The following is a 22,731-nucleotide window of genomic DNA, read 5'->3' on the forward strand; positions in this document are numbered from 1 at the left end:
TGGTACGTTTGCCCCTCCTGCCAGACACGGCGCACGACCCTTTATTTAAATGACAATGCGCTGGTGTGCCGCCAGTGTGCCGGGATTCACTATGCCAGCCAGAGCACGGGGAAAATTCGTGTTGCTGACAGGTCATAATATGGGGGGCCAGTCTGACAAAAGCGCAGAAAATACTCCCCCTGACAGCAGGGCGGAACAGGGGAAAAATATGATAGCCCTGGAAATCTCATGCTGTGGTGTCTGCTGAACGCCTGCGGGCCGGGGTGGAGAAAAACTTCAGCAGCACACTACCTGTGGACCGCCCGTCCCGGTTTCCGTGCTGAATCGCGAAATGAAAAGTTTTTTCCTGAGGATGGGGAGATCTGATTTCTACAGTTCAATGTTCCCCGGCCTGCCCGCCCCGTCGAATTTTTATACCCGCCAAATTAGAAATTTAATTCCGATAATACTCATCATTTGAAGCTGTGGCAGGAACGGCGACCGGGTGTGGCCTAAAGCCTGGCGCACATACAGAACTGACTGAGTGGTACTAAAAACTGGAAATACCACAACATAGCCAGGGTTTCAGGTGTGAGCCTTTTGCTATCTGCCTCTTCTAAAATTGGGCGAAATTCTTAATTCCCTCGCCCAACATGATACCGGACATTTACAGACAGTTTAAGCAGGGTATGATTTGTCACTCTGTAAACAACTTCATGGACCAATACACACAAGGACGCGATTTCATGTCAGCTTTGCAATTTCCCTGCACTATTTTTAAAACTCAGAAATGGATGGATGACTACGGCGCTAAAGATATGCGTTATGGCGACTTAACGGAGACACAACTGAAAACGGATTATCATCTGGTGGACGTTTCCACCAGGGCAAATCCTTACACACTGACAAAAATCACCCCGTTCAGCCAGCCGCAGTCGATGTTTCATGGCTCCCGTGGTACAGGAGAGAAAATCACCCGCCAGAAGTGCGCCAGTATTCTGTTTGATGAATTCCGCCACCTGTCCCGAGCATTTGCTACTTACGGACCATACAGACACCTGATTGAAAGAATGATTACCCATATGCAAAATGGTAACGGCACACCTTTTCGGGATATGTCTTTGGACAGGGCATTGAGGGAACAGATCATAAATGACAGATCGAGTGAAAACAGTACTCGATTGTTATTACAAAAGGCTTTTAAAGGCAATATAGACTGGACTACCAAAAGCTACCCTGAAAACAAAAAAGAAAAATTAAGAGAGGCAGTACTTGATGGGAGACTTCCTAAATTTGATAGATTACAGGATAATTTTAATGGCATGGGTATTACCGTTCACGATACCTGGGCAACTCAAATCACTATAAAATCACTTCATATCGGGAATGACCACTACCAGGCAGTTGTGCATTACAAAATCCAGGATCATTTTGGGCTGGATGATGATGATGATGATGATGATGATGATGATGATGATGATGATGATGATGATGATGATGTTTTGAAGTTTAAGTTCAACCAGTTCCGTTTTTTTCGAATTTGGTTTGTGCTCCAACGTTATAATCAATTTGGCTTTAAACCTTTCATGACGAATATGGAAGCCACAATTGAAATTTTCGGAGAACGTAATGAAATTTAAAAATAAGAAAATGCTCTACAGCCTTCTTTTGATCGGTTTCGCTCTGCTATCTTACATTATCTGGATGTCAGTGCGTCCGGTGGAAATCGTTGCAGTTCATGTTGATGGCAGTCATAGTTCAGTTTTAGTAAAAAATTTTCCTTATAGTGACAAAGGGAAAATAAACTGGTGGATAAAAAACAAGGAGATAATAAAAGAAAAATACAACATTCCAAGCCCTGAAAAAGACGGTGATTTTACTATTATTTTCTGGTTATTTGGTGACGGTTATAAACAAGAAGAAAAATATGACCGTCGTTGTTTCGGGGATATGAAACCACCTGAAAACTGCATTGATAAAAATAGAATTTTTTCAGTAGATAAAAGTCGGAATATGGGAATTTCGTTTACCACTGACAGCGAAATCTATCAGCTAAAAGGAAATGGAGAAGTTGTAAAAGTGAAACTCGAATGAAACCGCTTATCTTATTTAGGCTAACCCGGTAGAAGTAGCCTCCCCGGCATCCAGAGTAGATACAAAGCCAGGATATACAGGTCGTCAGTACAACGAGATACCACTCTGTCTACCCTCCTTCAAGATTTTCCAGGCATCACTACGCGCGCGTTGAAGGTTTTCTTTACATCACTACGCGCACGTGAACCGCAGCAGGACCGTGAGGGTAGAGTGAGGTTTACCCGTATCGCTACGTGAGCGAAACATAACTGACTCATGCACAACATGAGGTTTTTATCGTGCCCGTATGCTGTATTTTGAAAACACCCCATGCAATATACATTCAGGCAAACAATCTGACCCAGGAGAACGGATCATGAGAGGCATCATGTGCAAGATTCTGAGAGAAGGGATCAGGATGAAGTATCCGCGTGTTTCTGAGGACATGTTGGATAAACTGGCTAGGCACTATCAGCGCCAATGCGGCAGGCTACCATCCAGAAGGGCGGCGTCTCACCGGTTGGCTTCGTCCAGAGGGGGATGGTAAGTCAAACCGGCAAGGCCAATAAACGACCATAATGCACCATGCTTACCGTTTCAAAATATCCCCGGCATATCCCCGAAAAAACAAAAGGGCCAGCATTTTCATGCAAGCCCTTGATAAATCTGGTGGCCCCTGCTGGACTTGAACCAGCGACCAAGCGATTATGAGAGCCATTATACGCCATATAAAAACAATGACTTACCTTAAAATCAATAAGTTATGAAGTTAATATAAGGCAATATAGGGCAATAAACCTAATCTTCAGCGACACTTTTGTGACACATTACACTTGGATTCGTAGCTAGCTACCAGGTTGAAAACCGTTAAATTTTTTAGTAAGGCAATCATCACCAAAGAGATTTAAAATTTTACTATGTAAATCTTTATCACAAAAAATCCCATGAAAAAAATACTCTTGGTAAATACACGCATGAATAATAACCAGGTCACCTTCATAAATTACACTATGTTGAAATATGTAATCGCCGCTCATCTCGCACTTATTGTTTTTTACTTTATCTTCAAATTCATCTATGCCTAAAATGGACTTTATATTATCAAAGTCTGCGTCAAAACCTATGAATGCCCTTGGTATTATATAAATTTCTTTTGAAAAAGGCATGTTAAATGTATGATAATATAGTCCCCTTAATATACTTTCTTGATAATTTTTATGATCATTGTAATCTACTAGAGCCTCAATATTTTCCATGCCAGGAGTTAATAAATCTAACCCACCTAGCTTTCTTTTCACAACCCTGGCATCACTTGTAATTTTATTGAAGAGAGTTATATCTCTCTTCATGGCTCTAATTGTTTTATCTCTGAGCGATCTCAACTCCTTTTTTTTGTTTACATTGTTACTAGTGCCTACAAGGAAAGTAAACATTCTATTATCAAGGCTAGACTTTTTCCCATTGTGTTCATCACACGAGGGAACCTTTTTTAGGGAATGACGGAATTTATCATCGTTAGGATACAAAGAACGCGGAGGTACATGCTCTTTACTAACGGCTGCTTTTCCGCAAAAATAACAAATGCCTTTTTCTTTCATATGATTATTTCGTATTAAGAGGGTTGTATTTAAGAATATCTTCAAAATGGTCAGGTGCAAAATGCGCATATCGCATTGTCATTTTGATATCGGTATGTCCGAGTATCCGCTGTAACACCAGAATGTTGCCGCCATTCATCATAAAATGACTGGCGAAGGTATGCCGCAATACGTGCGTCATTTGACCGTCAGGAAGCTCAATTCCAGCTCGTTCAAGAGCTGAACGGAATGCGTAGTAACAGGGCGTGAAAAGTGCGCCGTTCTTTTTCGGTAGTTCGTCAGACAGCGCCTGTGAAATTGGAATAGTGCGGTTCTTCTTACCTTTAGTTTTAACAAAAGTAATGCGCTGCCCTGAAACTTGCGAACGCTTTAAGCCTTCTGCCTCGCTCCAGCGTGCGCCGGTTGCCAGGCAAAGTTTAACGATCATCAACAGGTCTTTCGCCGAGCTGGCCGTACATGCTTCTAGGAGGATATTTATTTGCTCTGCTGTCAGGTAAGCCATTTCGCTTTCATCAACGCGGAAATGGCGAACGTTTTCAAGAGGATTTGCTAATGTCCATTCGCCTAATCTTTTCAGCTCGTTAAAGACGGCAAGAAAATAAGCCAGCTCAAGATTTAGAGTGCGCGGCGCAACCTTACTGATCCGCTTGGTTCGGGCAAAATGTCCTGCAAGACGTTTAGAACGATAGGCAGTAAAAAGCTGGGCATTGAATTCTGAGGCAAGCGGGAAGCCCATACATTCACACGCCCAGGTCATTGTGCTCCGGCGTTTTTCTCCGTCCTTAAGCGTGATGCCGTGGCGGCTGAACCATAATTCAACGAGATCGGTTAACCGACGTGTTTCCTTCGCTTCGCCCAGCAAGGGGGCAGCTTCAATTTTCTCAAGCGTATAGTTCTCAAACGCCAAAGCTTCGCCTTTGGTTGAGAACTTTTTACGGACGCGCTTACCATCTTTTCCGCTACTACGATCAACAGTATAAAAATCAGCGATCCATTGACCGTTAGGGAGTTTCCTGACTGGCATAATTAGCTGTTTAAAATCCTTTGTTTTTGTTGCTGGAACTCTTCATCGCTCAAAATACCTTTCTCTTTTAGCGCGGCAAGGCGTTCTAGCTGTGAGACAACATCAGTTGAGACGCTGATTTCTGCGGATCGCGGCTTTTCGTCAAGGGCATTACGGGTGGCATTGATGAGATTAGTGAAGGGGACAACAGTACCTTTTTGTACGTTCTTAATGGTGTAATTTTGTCCGCTTGTGCTGATAGAAATTTCGCCAAGTAGTACGCCGGTTTTACCTCCGACACTGACGACGTTTTTGAGATTTACATCAACCTGCTTAACGCCAAATATCATCCCTTTGTCCAGGAAGATAATGCGGTGATTAGTCAAAGTAATTAGCCAGGTATTTCCGTCCATCATGCCGCTGGCAATGGCTAAAGGTTGCTCCGACGCATTCAGGATTTTAGGCAGGTGAAAAAATTCTTTCTTTGTTCCAAAAGGAATATCGCCGACGACCTGCGCAAGCCTTTTAAATTCTTCTTTTAATTGTGTTTCAGTCGCTTTTGCATAGTCTAACATAATCAATCCTTTAGCTAATTTATTGTCAAAGCAACGCGGCCAATCATATTGATTTCATCAAGTGAGCAGTCGAAAGATGATCCTGCACCAACACCGGACACGCGTACTTTTTTAACAGGAATACGTGTAAGTACTCTTACGCTGGTTTTGCCTTCAATCTCAATCAACCAACTGTTATCGTAAATTTCGCCAAAATCTTTATCGATAATGTATTGAGTCGTACCTTCCACTACGCATACAGGGCTTTTCGGTATGTCTTTGCCAGGCAGAAACACATTCTTATCAAGTGTAAAAGTACCGTTATCAAGAAGCTGTCCATCAACGATTCTATAGCGCGGGATAGTCATTAAGTCTGACTCACCGTCATTGTGCCTTAGCCCATTACCTGTAGCCAGCCATTCCAGTGTCGCACCGGTTTCAGCCATACATCTCACTACAACATCAGCAGGGAAAAAATCACGCTTGTAACGATTGGCGAGACTACTACTTGCAATCCCCAGATGGTCGGCAAGAGCGAGTTTCGTGCTAAATCCATACGCTTCGATAACCCGGTCCAGAACTGCGGATCCGCCTTGAGTGAAGTTTATTTGTAGGTTCACGAAATTTTAACCTTGCATGTTTTCACGAAGTGAGTTTAAACTTCATTTTGTAGGTTTAAGGAAACATTGACACATATTGCCCGATATTGACCTATCGGATTAACTAACGGAGTTTGCCCCATGCGTCCCAACATTACAATTGTGATACCTGAGCCCTATTTGCCATTAGACGAGTATTGCCGCCGGACCGGGACCCAAAAGGAAACGGCTAAGAACATGATCGAATACGGAAAGTTGCCCATTAAGCCAAAAGGAAAACAGAAAAAGAGCCTGGTCGAAGTCAATATGGCAGCACTTACCATTCAGGCATTAAGTGAATGCAATATTTCACTTCAGGCTTGAAAAAATCGTATCAGCTAGGATGACGTGAATCATGTTTGATTATCAGGTTTCCAAACAACCGCACTTTGATACTGCCTGTAAGAACTTTGCCAGTCGCCATAACCTCCGTGAGCTGGCCGACAAGCTGGGAATGAACCATCAGACCCTGCGTAACAAGCTGAACCCGGATCAGGTCCATCAGCTTACCGCAATGGAAATAGCCGCAATCACCGATATTACTGAAGACGCCACTTTGATCGACGGCCTGCTGGCGCAAATGAAATGTATGCCGGCTGTGCCGTTAAACGAAGTCAAAGCCGAACGCATGACACATTACGTTTTGCAGGCAACATCAGAAATAGGGAAGGTTGCCGCTGCCGCTGTATCGGGCCAGAAGCTGACCGCATCCGGCAAAAGCGCCTTTATGGAAAATATTAACGCGGGTATCCGCTGCCTGTCGTTAGTCGGTTTGAGTGTTCAGACCCGCGTACATTCCAGCCCTGCATTGGCTAACACCGTGGATGTCATCAGCGGCCTGAGTGCCTCAATCGGGTTGAGCTGAACATGACGACAATCTCAATGGCTTCCCTGTTGAAGCGTCAAAGCCCGTCAGTATCCTACGGCCACGGCTGGATTATGGGTGAAGACGGTAAACGCTGGCATCCGGTTTTGAGTGAAAAGAAATCAGCTGTTAATAAGAAAACAAAGAAAAGAGGTCAGTTATGGCTATCGAAGCTGAATCCGCACTGGTTGCAATAACCACGGGTAAAAGGGCCGCTGGCCTGAATCACGTTGCTGAATTGCGTACAAGATTATTTGGCGATAATAGCGAAAAAGATATTTCCCGATTTATGGATGATATGCGTGATGTCAGGGACAGTAATTATCAGGAAAATAAACGGGCATTAAGCGCCATTTTTTATCTGGCAAATATTAAGACCGACCGCCATGAGCTTGATTTTAATGATCTGACCACTGATGAAAGAAATTCGCTTATCCGTGCGATGAATCATTTCCGTGCAGTCGTGAGTTTATTTCCCAAAAGATTAACGCTGCCTAATTAATCACCCTTATTTAAATAAATGACGTCAACCCGTCGGGCATTGCTTTGCCCAAAATCAGGAGTAACACGATGAATAAAGAACAGGTTTACCCATCAGCCAATGATATTTACCTCAGTCAGCTGCTTTTGGACGCCCGCAATCAGGAGCGCAAAGATAAAGCGCTGGCGGTTTCAATTCGTCTTGAGGCACTGGCAATTACCATTTGCCGGAAAGAGCTGAACCATAAAGAAGTTGCAGAGTTGCTGCGTCATGAGGCGTTACGTTTTGAGCATGAATCACAGGAGCTGCATTAATGGCTGACATGATGGATTTGGTACAGCAACGTACCGAAGAAATGCTGGCGCGCAATATTGCGCTGGTCACTCACCGCCCGGTGACGGTTAGCGCCTCTTTCTGTGAAGACTGCGATTCAGCAATCCCTGAAGCGCGACGCCGTGCAATGCAGGGTGTTACCCGCTGCGTTGCCTGTCAGGAATTTACTGAGATGAAAGTTAAACAATAACAATGAGGTGTGATATGAGCGTAATTCATAGTTAAAAAATAGATCCGATTTATTTTAATGCGGTTGTCAGCGGAGACAAAAAGGCAGAGTTGAGAGTAAATGATCGCGATTTCAAATGCGGTGACTTCCTGTTACTCCGTGAATGGGATGGGGTATATAAAGGTTCTAAATTATTAGTGAAAGTTACGCATATTTTACCGTTGGGGATTTTTTCTATTACCAGTGGCTGGGTAGTGTTGTCGATTAGCCCGATTAATGAAAATGATACTCAGTTGATAATTAACTCTCATATTGAGGGCGAGCAATGAGCACTATCCTTAAATGGGCGGGCAACAAAACCGCCATCATGCCCGAACTGAAAAAGCATCTGCCTGCTGGCCCGCGACTGGTTGAACCGTTCGCGGGTTCCTGTGCCGTGATGATGGCGACGGACTATCCGCAATATCTTATTGCCGATATTAATCCCGACTTGATTAATATGTACCGGGTTATTGCTAAAAACCTCTTTGGATTTCTTGCTCAAACCCGCGAGTATTTTCGAGATTTCAATAACGCCGAAGGCTATTACTTAATTAGAGAGCGTTTTAACTCCAGCACGGAACTGAGTGATATTCAGCGTGCAGCCTGTTTTTTTTATTTAAACCGCCATTGTTATCGCGGGCTTTGTCGGTATAACAAACAGGGAAAATTTAATACGCCGTATGGCAATTATAAACAGCCCTACAATCCCGTTGATGAAGTCTTTGCTTTTGCTGAGAAAGCGAAACGTGCCACCTTTATTTGTGCCAGCTATGACGAGACGCTGGCGATGTTGCAGACGGGCGACGTTGTTTACTGCGACCCACCCTACGATGGCACATTCAGCGGTTATCACACTGCCGGTTTTACAGAGAGCGATCAGTATCATCTGGCCTCTGTTCTTGTGCGCCGGTCATCAGAAGGCCATCCGGTTATCGTGTCCAACAGCGACACTCTGCTGGCCCGTTCCCTTTATCGTGATTTCACCTGCTACCGTATCACCGCAAAGCGTAGCATGGGCGTGGCTGCGGGTGACGGTAAGTCGGCAGTGGAAATTATCGCTGTTTCTCAACCCCCTTACTGGATTGGTCTTGATCCTGCCGGTGCTCCTGACCGCTGTGCTTTTCATGAGGTGCGGGTATGAATGCAATCGAGCAGGGACACGCTTACCCGTGGAACGCACCACGGGAAGCCATCGCCAGCCCTTATCTGACTTACGAAGAGATTCGCCGCCGTGATCGACTGATCGCGGCTGTTTCACATGCGCGTGAGTTACTGGAGGCACAGCCCGCGATTGTGCGTCTTGATATCAATCGCCGCCTCACTGAGCTGGAAAAAGAACATGGGGTTCAGCGGGCCAATGCCTACTTAACGAAAACGTTCGTTGAGCGGACATTGCCACGCCTTGAGCAGGTCAATGCACAGTATCGCCTGGATGAAATGGACGTCAGCACATTCAGACTGCTGTCGGATAATGCTGAAGATAGCGGGCGTGCGGTCGGGACGCTGTGGGAGCTGATGCGGCGCTTTAACCGGTTGCCGGAAATGGCGCGGGCAGATGTCGATCTGCTGGCCGGGGATATCGCGCATTTTATGCTGGCCGAAATGGTTCAGGCCCACGGGCAGGCGGGCGACCAGTCAGATTATCAGTACACGCACCGCCTTTATATGACCGCCGCCGCCATCACCCGCGAACTGAAACAAACCCCGCCGCTGTGGGAAAAAGTGACCTCCCGCCTGTTTGACCCGGAAGAAGTGACACCGGCGATCATGCGTATGCAGATTGAAAAATGGTGGAAAGGACGCCTGCGTCGCGTCGCGGCATCGTGGCGTGAACATCTTCAGATTGCGCTGGCGAACGTCAGCAAAAAAAAGACGCCTTACGCCAGCAGCATGACCGTTATCGAATGGCGGGAACAGAAGCGGCGCACCCGCGAATTTCTCAAAGGAATGGAGCTGGAAGACGAGGAAGGCAACCGCATCAGCCTGATTGAAAAATACGACGGCAGCGTGGCAAATCCGGCCATACGTCGCTGTGAGCTGATGACCCGCATCCGTGGCTTTGAAAATATCTGCAATCAGATGGGATATGTTGGCGAGTTTTACACCCTGACCGCTCCATCTCGTTATCATGCCACCATTAAAACCGGCCACCGCAACCGTAAATGGAATGGTGCCAGCCCGGCAGACACACAGCGCTATCTTTGCAGCGTCTGGCAGAAAGTCCGCGCAAAGCTGCACCGTGAAGATATCCGCATTTTCGGTATCCGCGTGGCCGAACCGCATCACGACGCAACGCCGCACTGGCATATGCTGATGTTCATGCTGCCTGAAAACGTTGAGCGGGTTCGCCAGATCCTGCGTGATTATGCGTATCAGGAGAACAGCGGCGAGCTGACCACGGATAAAGCCCGTAAGGCACGCTTTCACGCTGAAGCCATTGACCCGGAAAAAGGCAGCGCAACCGGCTACGTGGCGAAGTACATCTCCAAGAACATCGACGGTTATGCGCTCGACGGCGAGCTGGACGACGAAAGCGGGAAAGCACTGAAGGAAACCGCGCCCGCCGTTTCTGCATGGGCAGCGCGCTGGCGTATCCGTCAGTTTCAGTTTATCGGTGGTGCTCCGGTGACGGTTTATCGGGAACTGCGGCGCATGGATGACAGCAAAGCCGCGCAGGGCTTAAGCGTGGAGTTTGCTGCGGCGCATGATGCGGCTGACGCCGGTGACTGGGCGGAATATGTCAATGTACAGGGTGGCCCGTTTGTTCGCCGTGACGATCTGGCCGTGCGTACCTGGTATCAGGCGAGCGAAGATTACAACGAATACGGCGAGGAAACGCTGCGTATTAAAGGTGTCTACGCCACATCCGTTGGAGACGATACCCCGATTTTAACCCGCCTGACACAGTGGAAGATTGTCGCCAGGCGGGCCGTTGATTTGGCCGTTGACCTTCAGGGCGCGAACGCGCCCTCTCGGAGTTCTGTCAATAACTGTACGGGGAGATCGGGATCTGAGGATCTGACGAGGCCGGACAGATTGCCGGTTGTGGACTTTGAAGGTATGAGCAGGAAAGAACGGCGTAAATATCTGACGAGGATTCGTGCAGAGCAACCCACCGCCGCGCCTCAAGTGTTCAGGCGTTCAGATAAAGAGGAAGCGGCCTGTGCCCGTGTTACAGGGCAAATCCGCGATATCTGCGGTGAAACCATCAGCCGGGGGCTGGCATCCCGCCTTACAGGTGGCACCGATACAAAGATTGCCGGTCAGTGGTTCAGTGCGACCGCACTGGGGGAACTACTGCGACCACGGAGCAGAGGCAGGGCAGAAGCGGTAATGGCGAGATTTAACAATCTGGCGAATCGGGTAAAAACCAGGAGTAATCTGCTTTAACAGTAAAAAAGGATTTCACAATCTTACAAAATTCTTATACTGTATTTATGTACAGTATTGTGTATTGAGGGGAAAATGGACGAAGAGTTAAAAGAACAGGTCCGGCTGGAACGTGTTGAATTGATTGCAAGACTTGCATCAGAAGGTGTTTGTCGGGAGAGAGACAGGGAAATCGCATTGAATCTCATTGCGGAGATTGCAGCGGACAGCATATTAAAAAACAGACAGTTTTCAGTCATCTTTTCAGCAACTCCCTTTAGTAATTAAAGGTACTGCTTATGCATGCTGCTGAAAGTAATAACGAAGCATAAAGTGGGCAGAAGCGAGGCTGAGCAATTCGCATGGCCCCTAAGCGCAGTAGGGAAATAGCATTGTCTTTATTGCTGAATATATATTAAGAAATACAAAAACAGAATTTCTTCATCAATGTTATTTGTGGGAGTAATCTCTAACATCAATATTATGAACGGCTCATTTAAGATGACTATTGATTTTCCGATATTAAAATTTATAAGGATTTCATATCCTTTACAGAAAAACGATAAAATCATACCTTTTATAAATTCAAAAAAAATTCTGTAAACTTGATGTAATTTGCAATTTAAAGTTGCATGAGGGATTTCAAAAAAGATTAATAGGAAAAATATGCATTAACGTGCGTTTTTGATAGGTATATTCTATCATTATTGGTTTGTTTTAACTTTACTGTAGCGAATCAAGTAGTATTTGAAGGGATTTCATTGTAATGTAACAACTAAAATTATTAAGTAATATATTATTAATATTTGTTAGGAATAGCTAATTATTCTTAATGGTTAAATTAAGAGGTCCTGATGAAAAAAATTGAAGATGTGAAAGAGAGTTTGAGACATAAAGAAGTAGAATATCTTGAACTTGCCAAACTTGAGTTAGATGTTGAAAACCCGAGGTTTGGAGAGGATATATCTTCTTCTAATACACAAATAGATGTATTGAATAATATAGTAAAGAATTATGGCGTAACTGATGTTATTAGTTCCATAGCGGTAAATGGTTATTTTTCAGCAGAACCAATGGTGGTAAAAAAACTTGCCAATGGTAACTTTACTGTAATGGAAGGTAATAGACGACTTGCTGCTTGTCTAATACTAATGTCAGATGATCGCGCGAGAGACCAGATTAATCTACATCAGCAATATATAAATCAGTATATTAATCATGGATCTCCGGCTATTTCTCCTATCCCGTCAATTGTCTTTGAAGATGGAGACCTTGTCGATAAAAAGTCTTTAATTTCATATCTTGGTGTCCGACACATAGTATCGACTAAAGATTGGGATTCTTATGCTAAAGCAGCATGGATAGCTCGGACAATAAATGAAGGGGATATGTCTGTATCCGATATCTCAACAATGATAGGGGATCGTCATAGCACTATTAAAAGACTACTTACAGGATATCATTTTATCAAACAGATGGAAGATACAGGTAAATATGATAAAGCGGATAGTGTAAAAAAGGGAAGGGGAAGTAATACTAGTTATCCGTTTTCATGGGTATACACGCTTTTAGGATATAAAAGTATTCAAGATTTTGTAGGCTTATCAGATGATCCTACTTCTGCAAATCCTATACAAGACAGCAAGATTGAGAACGCTAAATTGCTAATGACAGCAATGTTTGGTAATAAAAGAAAAGGTTTAAATTCACAAGTAAAAGATTCAAGAAATTTAGGTGTTCTCGCTGAAGTAGTTACATCGCCTGAGAAAATAGCTCTCTTAAAACAAGGCAAGGATGTTGAAGAAATTGCAGATCTAACTCAGCCTATAGGTGAGCGGCTTACAAACCTGATGTTAGATGTTAGAACAAATCTTGACGAATGCGTTAGCAGGATTGGAAGAGAGGATTTACCCCGAGATGTTGCTATAGACATTTTAGGGTATATAGATCAAGTTGGTAAGCAATTCAGGACGTTTCGTACCTCAGTACAAGATACAATTAATGGCAAAGAGAATGAGGATTTTTAATTGTGAATTATGGACAACGCAATAGAATCCAGATGTATTCAACTGATGCTGATCAGGCAGAATTTAATGCATTATTAGATTATAATGCCTCTATTGATTCTGGAATAGAAGATGATAGGATTGCTGGTTCCATTCAAGACGAAATTGATGATTTAGATGGCCCGCAAGATGAAGAGTGGATGATCAAAGATCATGGTAAAGATATTATTGTAGGAAAAATTGCCGAACATATCGAATGGCGATCATTACTCTTAGAAGACTATTATCCTTTTGAATATAAAGATAATCACTTAACGCTCAAAGATGATCCTTCTATTGTTTATTTATTCTGTCTTTGTATATCGGTATTCGGTGATTTAACTAAAGGAGATAATGTAAAATTACCAAGAAAGTTCGAATTAATAGCAGGGGAACTATTCACAAAATTTTTTAGCCCTAATGCTAAGCATATGCATACAGGTTGGCCTCGTTCTGATGGAAATCCCACAAGCTACATTGAGTTAGCGCAGAAGCTTAATAAAAGCATTTCGGAGAGCACTTTCGAATGGAAATGGAGAACAGAGCATGGTTTAACTGATAATGATGCTGTAAAAATTAAGGATAGTGGCGTTGATTTTGTCTCATGGATAGATTTCCTTGATAGAAGAGATGGACGTCTATTTGCACTTGGGCAATGCGCATGTGGTAATGATTGGCCGACAAAGTTTAATGATATTAAATTAAAGGCTTTGCAACAATGGTTTCATCCTCTAACCTATATTGATTGTGTAAAAGTATTCTCAACTCCATACATCTTAGTCGATGAGATGGTTAAGCTGGCTAGTACTGAAGCAGGTATCGTTTTTGATAGAATAAGAATGACCATTGCATATGAAAAATACAAGAATGACTTTCTGACTCTGCAAGATGATATTATGGAGCTTATTGAATACTGTAAGGCAAAAAAAATGAACCCATAGGGCTCATTTTTCTGACCAGATATCCGGCATAGATTTTACTACAGCTTCAAACAACGGTGGTGGTACTGCATTACCCACAACTTTATACCTTTCTTTCATCAAGGTATTGGGACCATAGTAATCAACATCAGGAAAAATAAGATCTGCACCATGTTTAGTATATTCTTTGCTGAAGCCTTGTAATATTGCAGCTTCTCTGAAAGAAAAACGCCGCGCGGGTTTTTCATTTACAAAAGACCATTTGTCAGTCTCTATTTTTTTTAGTTCGGGACTGACAGGATGCAATGGTATATGTCTAAGGTTGCTAACTATCGTTTTACTAACTTCATTCCAATCACGACGGCGATTTCGGGACAGATAATACCAATGAAACACATCGTCGCAGTATTCGCCTACAGGCCATTCAGGTAAACCCTTTAACGCCTCTCCAATTGTTACGAACGGCTCTGGTGCACCGTCACCATGAGTTGGTTCGGGGAATTGATATTTTTCGCCCAGATCGTTTCTAATTCCGACTATAATTAATCTTTTTCTTTCTTGCGGTACGCCATAATGATGGGCATGTATTACTTTCCAATCGACATCATAGCCTACGTCTGTTGCACTTGAAAATCGTTCAAGTTGATCTTTTAATAGATGCTGGAATGTAATGTTACGCATTCCTGATACATTTTCTACAATAAAAGCCTTAGGCTTAATCAAGGACAGAGCACGAGCAAACTCTTTATAAAGAAAATTTATTGAACGATCGGCTTGTCTGACACCACCTTGGCTAAATCCTTGGCATGGGTAACATCCCACTAACAATTCTGCGTCAGGGAAACTTGTAACTTTTCTAATGTCGCCCAGCAAATAATCTGTTTCAGGCTGATTGGCTAAATAAACCTCTTTTGCATATGGCAGAATGTCATTAGCCATGACCACGTCGAAACCGGCTTTAACCAAGCCTGCATCAGAGCCACCACACCCCGAAAATAATGAAACAGCTTTAGGCATACTTCCTCCCCGATAGAGAAGACATTATAACTTTTTAGACGTCAAGCTTACAGTGATAGTTTGCTTCCAAACAAACCGCATAAAACTGCATCTTTATGCATGAAATTGCATGCTTTTTCGTCACTTCAGATGCTTGCTCAGGGTCAGTTACAGCACGGCATCAATGTCGTAATGCCATTGCATTAAAAACGCCCTATGAAGCGGGCAGGCGTGGCGGGGATAGCATTGCGCGCTGAGGGGGTAAACATGTATGCAGCAGGCGGCGTCAGCGGCACCCTGGCGGGCGCGATGATGAAGGGTGAAACCATTCGTTGTTGAAGCTGACAGACTGCATCAGGGCTGTCTGTATGCGTCTGGTATCATGAAGGGATGCTGTGATAGGGTATTGTTGAATACTGTTAATATTTCTGAGGGGTAGAATGGACACTACAGAGCAACTAAACGGAACTTATTTTTATAAAGGTATGCATAACCTCAAAGCAGGTGAGCTTTTTTTCTGGATTTTTCTGGAGGAAGCTCAAAAACAGCTTGGTGTTGAAGACATTGCCACACTGGCCCTTGTCATAATTGGTCAGCCTAATCTTGCCACCAGAAGAAAGCCGGGTGGCACAACTGGCGGTACATCCATATTAAGTAGTAATCTGAGGCACTGGCTTAATTTTCGTGTTCACCGCTGGCCTACGCTAACAAACGAAAGTATTAAAAACCTACGTTTCAGTTACGTTAATAATCTGGGGGCTTTCGTCGGTCGATGGGTGCCAATACTGGGCATTGCATACCTCATGAATGATGTTACACGGATAGCCTGGAGGGCAACTCACACTTATAACTCTATTGCCAGAGGTGGCGATAAGCTATGGAACTGAAAGAAGATATTGCTGCCAGCGTGATAAGCTGGTACGAAGAAAACTATAATTTGAAGCCATTATTTGCTAAAAAAAAACCGGTCCTTACGTCTGAAACCAGCCTTTCCACCGGAGATTACCCGTGGGCCAGAGAAACCGGCGACGATATAATGAAAGACTACTTCAAACGCTTCAATATAGACGAGTCTGGCTTCGACTTTTTCAAGTATTGGCCGCCAAGTAAAGGCCTGATCCCTAACTTTTTGCGGCCCAGAGAGTTTAAGGTTGAAAGCAGGAGAGCGGAGCCATTAACCATCGCTATGTTGATTGAATCTGCTAAAGCAGGCCGCTGGCTTTACTGAATGGCAAAACGCCTGCAAAAGCAGGCGCTGTGTATTCAGTTTATTAACGTCGTTTCCAGCGAATACCCCCGGAATGCGATCACCTCTTCCCCCATCCAGTCGTTAATCTCCTTGAACCTTTCCTGTAACGGCGTCAGTTCATTTCTGACAAACACCTGCGACGCCTTCACCGCATCCCCGAACCCGCCGGAGTTATCCGGGATAATCCCCATCATCTGCGGCGGCACGCGGTGCGCGCTTAACAGGTCGTCGCGGCTGGCCTTCTTGATGTTAAAAAAATCATCCTTTGTCGCCACTTCACTGAGCGGCAGAATTTTAATACCGTCCGGCTTGCCGTTGGGCGCGTACATAAACAGGTTGCGGAAGTTCCCCAACCCTTTGGTGTCGCGCATCGCCTGACGCATCCGATCGACATCGCTGGAGCTTTGCGCCGCGTCGGTCATATACAGGATGTAACCGGCGTGTGCGCCGTTCTGGTAATACTTGCGGCGAAACAGCGTGGCCGCTTCATTGAGCCAGGCAGAGTTAAGCGCGCTGAGGTATTCCGGCAGGCCGTACAGCTCCTGATTAATGTCCGGCTCTATCAGGTGAAACACGCTACTGGTGGCGAACTGGTACGGCTCCTTCCAGTCATTGATAAACCAGTAATCACCTTCCTTAACCCCCTTACGGGTGAATTTGGCCGGTGAGGTTTCCAGTCGCCACGGTTCGCCCAGCCCGTTGCGCCTGAGTTCGGTAAAGGCATTGCCGAACACCAGATAATCCAGCGCAAAGCGGCTGAAATCCTGCTGGCTCATCATCGGATGCGGGATAAAGGTTGAGGCCAGAATGTTACGCTTCACGTAAATCGGCGAGCTGTGATGCACCGCCGAACGCAGGCTTTTTGCCAGCCCGTGGAAGCTGACCGGCGGCTCATACCAGCGCCCGTTACCGATGCACTCCGCGTAATCCAGAATATCGCGCTTATCCATCACCGGCGTCGGCTCGCCAAAGGTGAACGCCTCAACCGGCTGCGGCGCGGCCTGTTTTGCCCTGAATGTCTTACGGCTGCGTTTGTTCATCAGTAAAATTCCAGAATTGAAGGGTTAGCGCCGCCGCTGGCGGCGGTCAGCGGTTCGTTTAACAGCGCGTGCATAATGGCCCAGGCGACGTCGGCATGGCTGGCGTCCTCGCTGCGGCTGGCTTCGTAGGTGGAGCGGTTGCCGCTGGCGGTCATGGTCTTACGGATAGCCATAAAAGACTGCGTGATATCTGTGCTGCCCGCGTCGTACTCCAGCCGTCCGCTGCTGATGGTGTCCTTTGCCTTAAGCACCATTGCGGTTTTCACCTCCGGCGAGTAGCGGATCTCCCTTGCCGCCGGGTAAAACTGGCGGACCAGCTGAAAAACCCCCTGGCCGATGCCGGTGGCGTCCACGCCGATATACTCCACGGTGTATTTTCGGGTTAAGTCCTCAATGGATTTCGCCTGGGCGGCAAAGTCCATGCCGCGCCACTGGTGACGCTCCAGCACGCGGAACTTGCCGCCCGCAACCAGCGGCGGCGCAATCACCGCACAGCCCGCGCTGTCGCCGGTGTGCGAGGGATCGTAACCAATCCACACCGGGCGATAATCGAACGGACGCAGGGCGTAAGGGTTAAAGTCGGTCCATTCCTCCAGGCTGTCGATCATGCAGGTCTGCAACTCGGCAAACGGGAATACGCTCGCCTCATCGTCCACAAACTCACACATTAAGAGGTTCTGATATTCAGACGGGCTGTACTCCAGCGACAGCTGGTCGAGGTCAAACAGGTTACAGCCGCCGGTCAGCGCGTCCTCAACGGTAACAATCTGCCGCCACTGGCCGTCACCGCACAGCGCGCCTTTCGCCAGATGCGAATGCGACAGGTCCAGCTCTATACGGTCGTCCTTACTGCGCCGCCCTTTGTTAAACAGCTCCCCCGACCAGAACGGATAGGCACTGTGCGACAGGCTCGACGGGGTGGAAAAGTAGGTGGTGCGCCATTTTTTATGCAGCGACATGCCGCTGGCGACCTTACGCAGTTCCTGAAATTTCGGTATCCAGAAATATTCATCCAGATAGAGGTTGCCGGTATAGCTCTGCGCGGTGCGCACGTTGGTCCCCAGGAAAATCAGCCGTGCGCCGTTTGGCAGCACAACCGGATCACCCTTCAGGTCAACGTCAACCTGTCGGGCAAAGTCAATGATGTAGTTTTTAAAAACGTGCGCCTGCGCCTTGCTGGCCGATAAAAATATCTGGTTGCGCCCGGTGGTCAGCGCATCAATCAGCGCCTCGCGGGCAAAGTAGAAGGTGGCCCCAATCTGGCGGGATTTGAGAATGTTACGGATACGGTGCGCCAGCCCGGCCCGGTGCCAGTTGAGCTGGTACTCAAAGCAGTTATCCATAAACAGGCCGGTGAGTCTGTCGGTCTGTTCCTCGCTGAAGACGTTTTTAATCACCGGCTGGCGCTCGCCCTTATTGCGGTTGCGCACGTTGGGATTAAGGTCGGCCTCGTTGCCCGAGCTGCGGTAGCGCTCCACGCGGGCCAGCCGCTCAATCTGACGGCCCAGCGCGTCGATCTCCTTGTAATCCCCGTTGCCTTTAACCTCCTTCATGACGAGCTGGATTAACCGCGCCTCCATGCTGGCTTCCACGCGGCTGATGGGGGCGATGTCTTCCCATGCGTCGCGCTGTTTCCAGCTCTGCACGGTCGGCGTTTTCTGTTGCAGCGTCTCCGCAATCTGGCGCACGGAATACCCCTGCCAGTAAAGCAGTGCCGCCTGACGGCGCGGATCGCTGAGGGTGGTTGCTGGTCTTTTCATGCTGATAAGGCTACCGGGGCGCAAAAAGACGCGCCTGCTGTCGCTGTTTGCTGGCGGCTGAACGGGCTGGCTTTCGTTGAGCGAATGGACCATGACGGGGAAACTGGCCCGACCCGAACCCATCCACAACCGGAGCCTGATAAATGGCAACAAAAGCAAAGCGTTTTCGGATTGCAGTCGAAGGCGCAACCACCGACGGTCGCCAGATTTCCCGCGACTGGATTTCGCAGATGGCGAAAAGCTACGACCCGGCGATGTACGGTGCGCGCGTCAACATGGAGCACATCCGGGGCTACGCCGCCGACAGCACCTTTCGTCGTTTCGGGGACGTCACCGCCGTTGAGGCAGAGGAAATTACCGACGGCCCGCTGAAAGGCAAGCTGGCGCTGTATGGCTGGATTGACCCGACGCCGGATCTGGTCGAACTGACCAGAGCGCGCCAGAAAATCTACACCTCCGTTGAGGTGAATCCGAAATTTGCCGACACCGGCGAGGCGTACCTGATCGGTCTGGCCGTCACCGACGACCCGGCGAGCCTCGGCACGGAGATCCTGAGCTTCAGCGCCACGGCGTCAGTGAACCCGCTGGCCTCGCGCAAGCAGCACAAAGGCAATCTGTTTACCGCTGCGGAAGAAACGCTGATTGAGTTCGAAGAGGTTGAGGATGCGGTCCCGTCGCTGCTGGCCCGCGTCAGCGCGATGTTCTCCGCGAAAAAGAAAACCGACGTCGAGCGCTTTGCCGACGTCAGCGCCGCCGTTACCACCGTGGCAGAGCAGGTGCAGCAGAACGGTGAAGCACAGACACAAAAACTCTCTTTGCTTGAGCTGGCGTTAGCCGGGCGCATTGACGCACTGGAACAGCAGGCCGGAGAGGACCGCACCGCCTTTGCCGCGCTACAGGCACGGCTGGGTAAAACGGATAGCGGCTTTTCCCGTCGTCCTGCCGCCACCGGCGGCGATAACAAAGCCAGCGTGCAGACCGACTGCTGACTGAACATTTAACCGAATACAGGATTGCCAATGCGCCAGAACACCCGCTTTAAATTTAACGCCTTTATGACCCGCCTCGCTGAACTGAACGGCGTGGAAACCGGCGACATGAACAAGAAGTTTACCGTGGAGCCGTCGGTCACGCAGACGCTGATGACCCGCGTACAGGAGTCATCAGACTTTTTAACCCGCATCAACATCGTGCCGGTGGCCGAAATGAAGGGGGAAAAAATCGGTATCGGCGTGTCAGGCTCCATTGCCAGCACCACCGACACGGCAAACGGTGACGAGCGTGAAACCGCTGACTTTGCCGCGCTGGACAGCGAAGGCTATGAGTGCGGTCAGGTGAACTATGACTTTCATATTCGCTACAACACCCTTGACCTGTGGGCGCGCTATGAAGATTTTCAGGCCCGCCTGCGCGACGCCATTATCAAACGCCAGAGCCTGGACCGCATCATGATCGGCTTTAACGGCGTGTCCCGTGCCAGAACCTCCAACCGCACTAAATACCCGATGTTGCAGGACGTGGCGGTGGGCTGGTTGCAGAAGTACCGCAACAACGCGCCAAAGCGCGTGATGAACAAAACCACGAACAAGGACGGCAGCGTATCCGACGGCGTGCTGGTCGGTGAAAACCGCACCTGGGTAAATCTCGACGCCGTGGTGATGGATGCCACCAACACGCTGATCGAGCCGTGGTATCAGGAAGACCCGGAGCTGGTCGTCATCTGCGGTCGTCAGCTGCTGGCCGACAAGTATTTCCCGCTGATTAACCAGACGCAGGCCAACAGCGAAATGCTGGCGGGCGACGTCATCGTCAGTCAGAAACGCATTGGCAACCTGCCCGCCGTGCGCGTGCCGTACTTCCCGGCGGACGCGCTGCTGATCACCCGTCTCGACAACCTGTCGATTTATTTTCAGGAAGGCACACACCGCCGCATGATCGTCGAAGAGGCGAAGCGCGACCGCATCGAAAACTACGAGTCCATCAACGAGGACTACGTGGTGGAAGATTATGCCGCCGGTTGTCTGGTTGAAGGGATCGTCCTGTCCGATTTGCCGGATGAAAAGAAAGCCGCCGCCGCTGATGCAACCGCCGCCGCTGATACAACCGGCGCTGCTGATACAACCGACGGTGCTGATACAACCGACGGTGCTGACGCAACCGGCAGCGCTGCCGACACGTCGAAGGCATAACGCATGTTAAGCCCTGCCCGGCGTCACCTGATGCGAATGGAGGCGATGGAAGCCTCACAGCTGGCCGGTAATTCGTTGCGCCACGCCAACGGCTACGAGCTGATGCTGCTGAAACTCAACGACGACAAACGCCGCCTGAAGAAAGTGCGCTCGCAGGAGCGCAAGGCCGAACTGAAGCGGCAGATGCTGCCGGAGTACGGCCCGTGGGTGGGTGGTGTGTTAGCCAGCGGCAAAGGCGCACAGGATGCGGTGCTGATGACCATCATGATCTGGCGGCTGGACACGGGCGACGTGTCGGGCGCGCTGGAGCTGGCCCGCTACGCGCTGGCACACGGACTGGTGCCGCCGCCCGGCTTTAAGCGTGACGCCACTGGCTACCTGCTGGCCGAAGAAGTGGCCGACGCGGCGACCCGCGCCCGCACGCTGAATCAGCCGGTCGATACCGGCCCGTTGCTGGCAACGCTTGAGATGACGAAATCCGCAGATATGCCCGATCAGGTGCGCGCAAAACTGCACAAAATCACCGGGTACGTGCTGCGTGATATGGGCAGGGCACCGGATGCGATGGAGCATTTAACGAGGGCGCTACAGCTGCATGAAGGCTGTGGCGTCAAAAAAGACATTGAGCGGCTGGCTTTGGTGCTGAAAAAACAGGCCCAGGCCCGCCGCTGACCGGACGCGCCCCGCGCCGGGCGGCAGAGCGGCAATGCGCTTTCAGCGTCTGCGCCGCTCTCCACCGCCCACCTTTTCAAGAGGCCAACTATGAGTACCGTTGTTATTCCCGCCCCGCGACCGGCAGACGCTGCCGAACCGCCGGTACGCAATACCTTTTTCTGGCCTGATATCGATCTTCAGCAGCTGCGCAACGCGCTGCGCTATGAAGGCACCGTGACCGCCCAGCGCCTGCGTCTGGCGGTAAAAACGGCGATTTCCGAAGTGAACGCCGAACTGTATGACTGGCGTGCCGCACAGATGGCAGCGGGCTTTGCCCGGCTGGCCGACGTTCCGGCGGAAACCTCTGACGGCGAGAGCGAAAAGGCCACGCACTATTTTGCCGCCGTCTGTGCCATTACCGCCGCCACCATTGCCGAACGCTATCGCGGCTATGACGCCAGCGGCAAAAAAGGCGCGGAGATGGAGTCCGGCGCGGATGAATACTGGCGCGATGCACGTTTCAGTATCAGCCGCATTGCCGGGCGTTCCGGCTGTATCGTGAGCCTGCTGTGATTATTTACGCACAGCAAGGCGACACCGTGGACCAGATTTGCTGGCGCTGTTACGGACGCACACAGCAGGCGGTTGAGCTGGTCTATGCCGCCAATCCGGGACTGGCCGACGCCGGTCCCGTGCTGGCGCATGGCCGGGCGGTAACGCTGCCGGACCTGCCCGCCGCGTCGTCGGATGAAACAATTAACCTGTGGGACTAAC

The 22,731-nt window shown here is 48.4% G+C and carries 29 protein-coding genes; 22 read left to right on the forward strand and 7 right to left on the reverse strand.

What is annotated here, in order from left to right:
- Positions 1–725 precede the first annotated feature (725 nt).
- Positions 726–1,619, forward strand: a complete 894-nt coding sequence (locus EB241_RS17345) for a YPO3983 family protein (protein WP_124234356.1) — start codon at positions 726–728, stop codon at positions 1,617–1,619.
- Complete coding sequence (locus EB241_RS17350) at positions 1,609–2,073, forward strand: DUF943 family protein (RefSeq protein ID WP_124234357.1); 465 nt, start codon at positions 1,609–1,611, stop codon at positions 2,071–2,073. The genes EB241_RS17345 and EB241_RS17350 overlap by 11 nt, the downstream gene beginning before the upstream one ends.
- An 824-nt stretch (positions 2,074–2,897) precedes the next feature.
- On the opposite strand, the gene EB241_RS17355 is transcribed toward EB241_RS17350, so the two are convergent.
- Genes EB241_RS17355 through EB241_RS17370 form a run of 4 tightly spaced genes read right to left on the reverse strand, consistent with a single transcriptional unit; the run spans position 2,898 to position 5,827 of the window.
- Positions 2,898–3,650 carry a hypothetical protein gene (locus tag EB241_RS17355; RefSeq protein ID WP_124234358.1) on the reverse strand — a complete coding sequence of 251 codons (753 nt, stop codon included), beginning with the start codon at positions 3,648–3,650 and terminating at the stop codon, positions 2,898–2,900.
- Positions 3,651–3,654: 4 nt separating this feature from the next.
- Positions 3,655–4,674, reverse strand: coding sequence for a phage integrase (locus EB241_RS17360; RefSeq protein ID WP_124234359.1), 1,020 nt, complete (start codon positions 4,672–4,674; stop codon positions 3,655–3,657).
- 2 nt (positions 4,675–4,676) lie between these two features.
- Complete coding sequence (locus tag EB241_RS17365; protein ID WP_124234360.1) at positions 4,677–5,228, reverse strand: PH domain-containing protein; 552 nt, start codon at positions 5,226–5,228, stop codon at positions 4,677–4,679.
- A 14-nt stretch (positions 5,229–5,242) separates the two neighbouring features.
- Entirely contained in the window at positions 5,243–5,827 is a 585-nt protein-coding gene (locus tag EB241_RS17370; protein WP_124234361.1) for a phage repressor protein CI, read from the reverse strand.
- A gap of 120 nt (positions 5,828–5,947) precedes the next feature.
- Between EB241_RS17370 and EB241_RS17375 the strand changes: the two genes are divergently transcribed.
- The 12 genes from EB241_RS17375 (at position 5,948) to EB241_RS17430 (ending at position 14,090) form a co-directional block, all read left to right on the forward strand.
- On the forward strand, positions 5,948–6,169 hold the full coding sequence (locus EB241_RS17375; RefSeq protein ID WP_124234362.1) for a regulator: 222 nt from the start codon (positions 5,948–5,950) through the stop codon (positions 6,167–6,169).
- Between the two features lie 31 nt (positions 6,170–6,200).
- Positions 6,201–6,710 (forward strand): phage regulatory CII family protein, encoded by a 510-nt coding sequence (locus tag EB241_RS17380; RefSeq protein ID WP_124234363.1) that lies wholly within the window; start codon positions 6,201–6,203, stop codon positions 6,708–6,710.
- Between the two features lie 2 nt (positions 6,711–6,712).
- Positions 6,713–6,907 (forward strand): phage filamentation protein Fil family protein, encoded by a 195-nt coding sequence (locus tag EB241_RS17385; protein WP_124234364.1) that lies wholly within the window; start codon positions 6,713–6,715, stop codon positions 6,905–6,907.
- Positions 6,871–7,212 (forward strand): DUF5347 domain-containing protein, encoded by a 342-nt coding sequence (locus EB241_RS17390; protein ID WP_124234365.1) that lies wholly within the window; start codon positions 6,871–6,873, stop codon positions 7,210–7,212. Before EB241_RS17385 ends, EB241_RS17390 begins: the two co-directional genes overlap by 37 nt.
- Before the next feature lie 68 nt (positions 7,213–7,280).
- The gene (locus EB241_RS17395; RefSeq protein WP_124234366.1) at positions 7,281–7,505 is read left to right on the forward strand and encodes a DUF2732 family protein; all 225 of its coding nucleotides are present in this window, start codon (positions 7,281–7,283) and stop codon (positions 7,503–7,505) included.
- Positions 7,505–7,714, forward strand: coding sequence for a TraR/DksA C4-type zinc finger protein (locus tag EB241_RS17400; RefSeq protein WP_124234367.1), 210 nt, complete (start codon positions 7,505–7,507; stop codon positions 7,712–7,714). Before EB241_RS17395 ends, EB241_RS17400 begins: the two co-directional genes overlap by 1 nt.
- A gap of 47 nt (positions 7,715–7,761) precedes the next feature.
- On the forward strand, positions 7,762–8,022 hold the full coding sequence (locus tag EB241_RS17405; RefSeq protein WP_267900674.1) for a DUF3850 domain-containing protein: 261 nt from the start codon (positions 7,762–7,764) through the stop codon (positions 8,020–8,022).
- Positions 8,019–8,876: a DNA adenine methylase gene (locus tag EB241_RS17410; protein ID WP_124234368.1), complete on the forward strand. Its 858-nt coding sequence runs from the start codon at positions 8,019–8,021 to the stop codon at positions 8,874–8,876. Before EB241_RS17405 ends, EB241_RS17410 begins: the two co-directional genes overlap by 4 nt.
- Entirely contained in the window at positions 8,873–11,125 is a 2,253-nt protein-coding gene (locus EB241_RS17415) for a replication endonuclease (RefSeq protein WP_233592638.1), read from the forward strand. Before EB241_RS17410 ends, EB241_RS17415 begins: the two co-directional genes overlap by 4 nt.
- 75 nt (positions 11,126–11,200) lie before the next feature.
- Positions 11,201–11,392, forward strand: a complete 192-nt coding sequence (locus tag EB241_RS17420) for a hypothetical protein (RefSeq protein WP_124234369.1) — start codon at positions 11,201–11,203, stop codon at positions 11,390–11,392.
- Between the two features lie 566 nt (positions 11,393–11,958).
- Entirely contained in the window at positions 11,959–13,131 is a 1,173-nt protein-coding gene (locus EB241_RS17425) for a ParB N-terminal domain-containing protein (protein ID WP_124234370.1), read from the forward strand.
- A 2-nt stretch (positions 13,132–13,133) separates the two neighbouring features.
- Complete coding sequence (locus EB241_RS17430) at positions 13,134–14,090, forward strand: hypothetical protein (RefSeq protein ID WP_124234371.1); 957 nt, start codon at positions 13,134–13,136, stop codon at positions 14,088–14,090.
- A 3-nt stretch (positions 14,091–14,093) separates the two neighbouring features.
- Here EB241_RS17430 and EB241_RS17435 read toward each other — a convergent pair whose 3' ends face one another.
- Entirely contained in the window at positions 14,094–15,086 is a 993-nt protein-coding gene (locus EB241_RS17435) for a DNA cytosine methyltransferase (RefSeq protein WP_124234372.1), read from the reverse strand.
- A gap of 195 nt (positions 15,087–15,281) precedes the next feature.
- Here EB241_RS17435 and EB241_RS21815 point away from each other — a divergent pair, with 195 nt between their 5' ends.
- From EB241_RS21815 to EB241_RS17445, 3 genes are all read left to right on the forward strand, one after another.
- Positions 15,282–15,404: a hypothetical protein gene (locus EB241_RS21815; RefSeq protein ID WP_267900673.1), complete on the forward strand. Its 123-nt coding sequence runs from the start codon at positions 15,282–15,284 to the stop codon at positions 15,402–15,404.
- A gap of 101 nt (positions 15,405–15,505) precedes the next feature.
- Complete coding sequence (locus EB241_RS17440) at positions 15,506–15,952, forward strand: STM2901 family protein (protein ID WP_124234373.1); 447 nt, start codon at positions 15,506–15,508, stop codon at positions 15,950–15,952.
- Positions 15,943–16,293, forward strand: coding sequence for a DUF1493 family protein (locus tag EB241_RS17445; protein ID WP_124234374.1), 351 nt, complete (start codon positions 15,943–15,945; stop codon positions 16,291–16,293). The genes EB241_RS17440 and EB241_RS17445 overlap by 10 nt, the downstream gene beginning before the upstream one ends.
- Positions 16,294–16,328: 35 nt before the next feature.
- On the opposite strand, the gene EB241_RS17450 is transcribed toward EB241_RS17445, so the two are convergent.
- Together EB241_RS17450 and EB241_RS17455 are read right to left on the reverse strand one after the other, a co-directional pair.
- Positions 16,329–17,354, reverse strand: a complete 1,026-nt coding sequence (locus EB241_RS17450) for a phage portal protein (RefSeq protein WP_233592639.1) — start codon at positions 17,352–17,354, stop codon at positions 16,329–16,331.
- Positions 17,354–19,114 (reverse strand): terminase ATPase subunit family protein, encoded by a 1,761-nt coding sequence (locus EB241_RS17455; RefSeq protein ID WP_124234375.1) that lies wholly within the window; start codon positions 19,112–19,114, stop codon positions 17,354–17,356. Before EB241_RS17455 ends, EB241_RS17450 begins: the two co-directional genes overlap by 1 nt.
- Before the next feature lie 143 nt (positions 19,115–19,257).
- Between EB241_RS17455 and EB241_RS17460 the strand changes: the two genes are divergently transcribed.
- From EB241_RS17460 to EB241_RS17480, 5 genes are all read left to right on the forward strand, one after another.
- The gene (locus EB241_RS17460; protein WP_124234376.1) at positions 19,258–20,103 is read left to right on the forward strand and encodes a GPO family capsid scaffolding protein; all 846 of its coding nucleotides are present in this window, start codon (positions 19,258–19,260) and stop codon (positions 20,101–20,103) included.
- A gap of 30 nt (positions 20,104–20,133) precedes the next feature.
- Complete coding sequence (locus EB241_RS17465; RefSeq protein ID WP_124234377.1) at positions 20,134–21,303, forward strand: phage major capsid protein, P2 family; 1,170 nt, start codon at positions 20,134–20,136, stop codon at positions 21,301–21,303.
- Positions 21,304–21,306: 3 nt separating this feature from the next.
- A complete protein-coding gene (locus tag EB241_RS17470) occupies positions 21,307–21,975 on the forward strand; it encodes a phage terminase small subunit (RefSeq protein WP_124234378.1) in 669 nt (222 codons plus the stop codon).
- A gap of 90 nt (positions 21,976–22,065) precedes the next feature.
- The gene (locus tag EB241_RS17475) at positions 22,066–22,530 is read left to right on the forward strand and encodes a head completion/stabilization protein (protein WP_124234379.1); all 465 of its coding nucleotides are present in this window, start codon (positions 22,066–22,068) and stop codon (positions 22,528–22,530) included.
- A complete protein-coding gene (locus tag EB241_RS17480) occupies positions 22,527–22,730 on the forward strand; it encodes a tail protein X (RefSeq protein ID WP_124234380.1) in 204 nt (67 codons plus the stop codon). The genes EB241_RS17475 and EB241_RS17480 overlap by 4 nt, the downstream gene beginning before the upstream one ends.
- Position 22,731 lies beyond the last annotated feature (1 nt).

Origin of the sequence: Erwinia psidii (assembly GCF_003846135.1) — a bacterium.
Classification (GTDB): Bacteria; Pseudomonadota; Gammaproteobacteria; order Enterobacterales; family Enterobacteriaceae; genus Erwinia; species Erwinia psidii.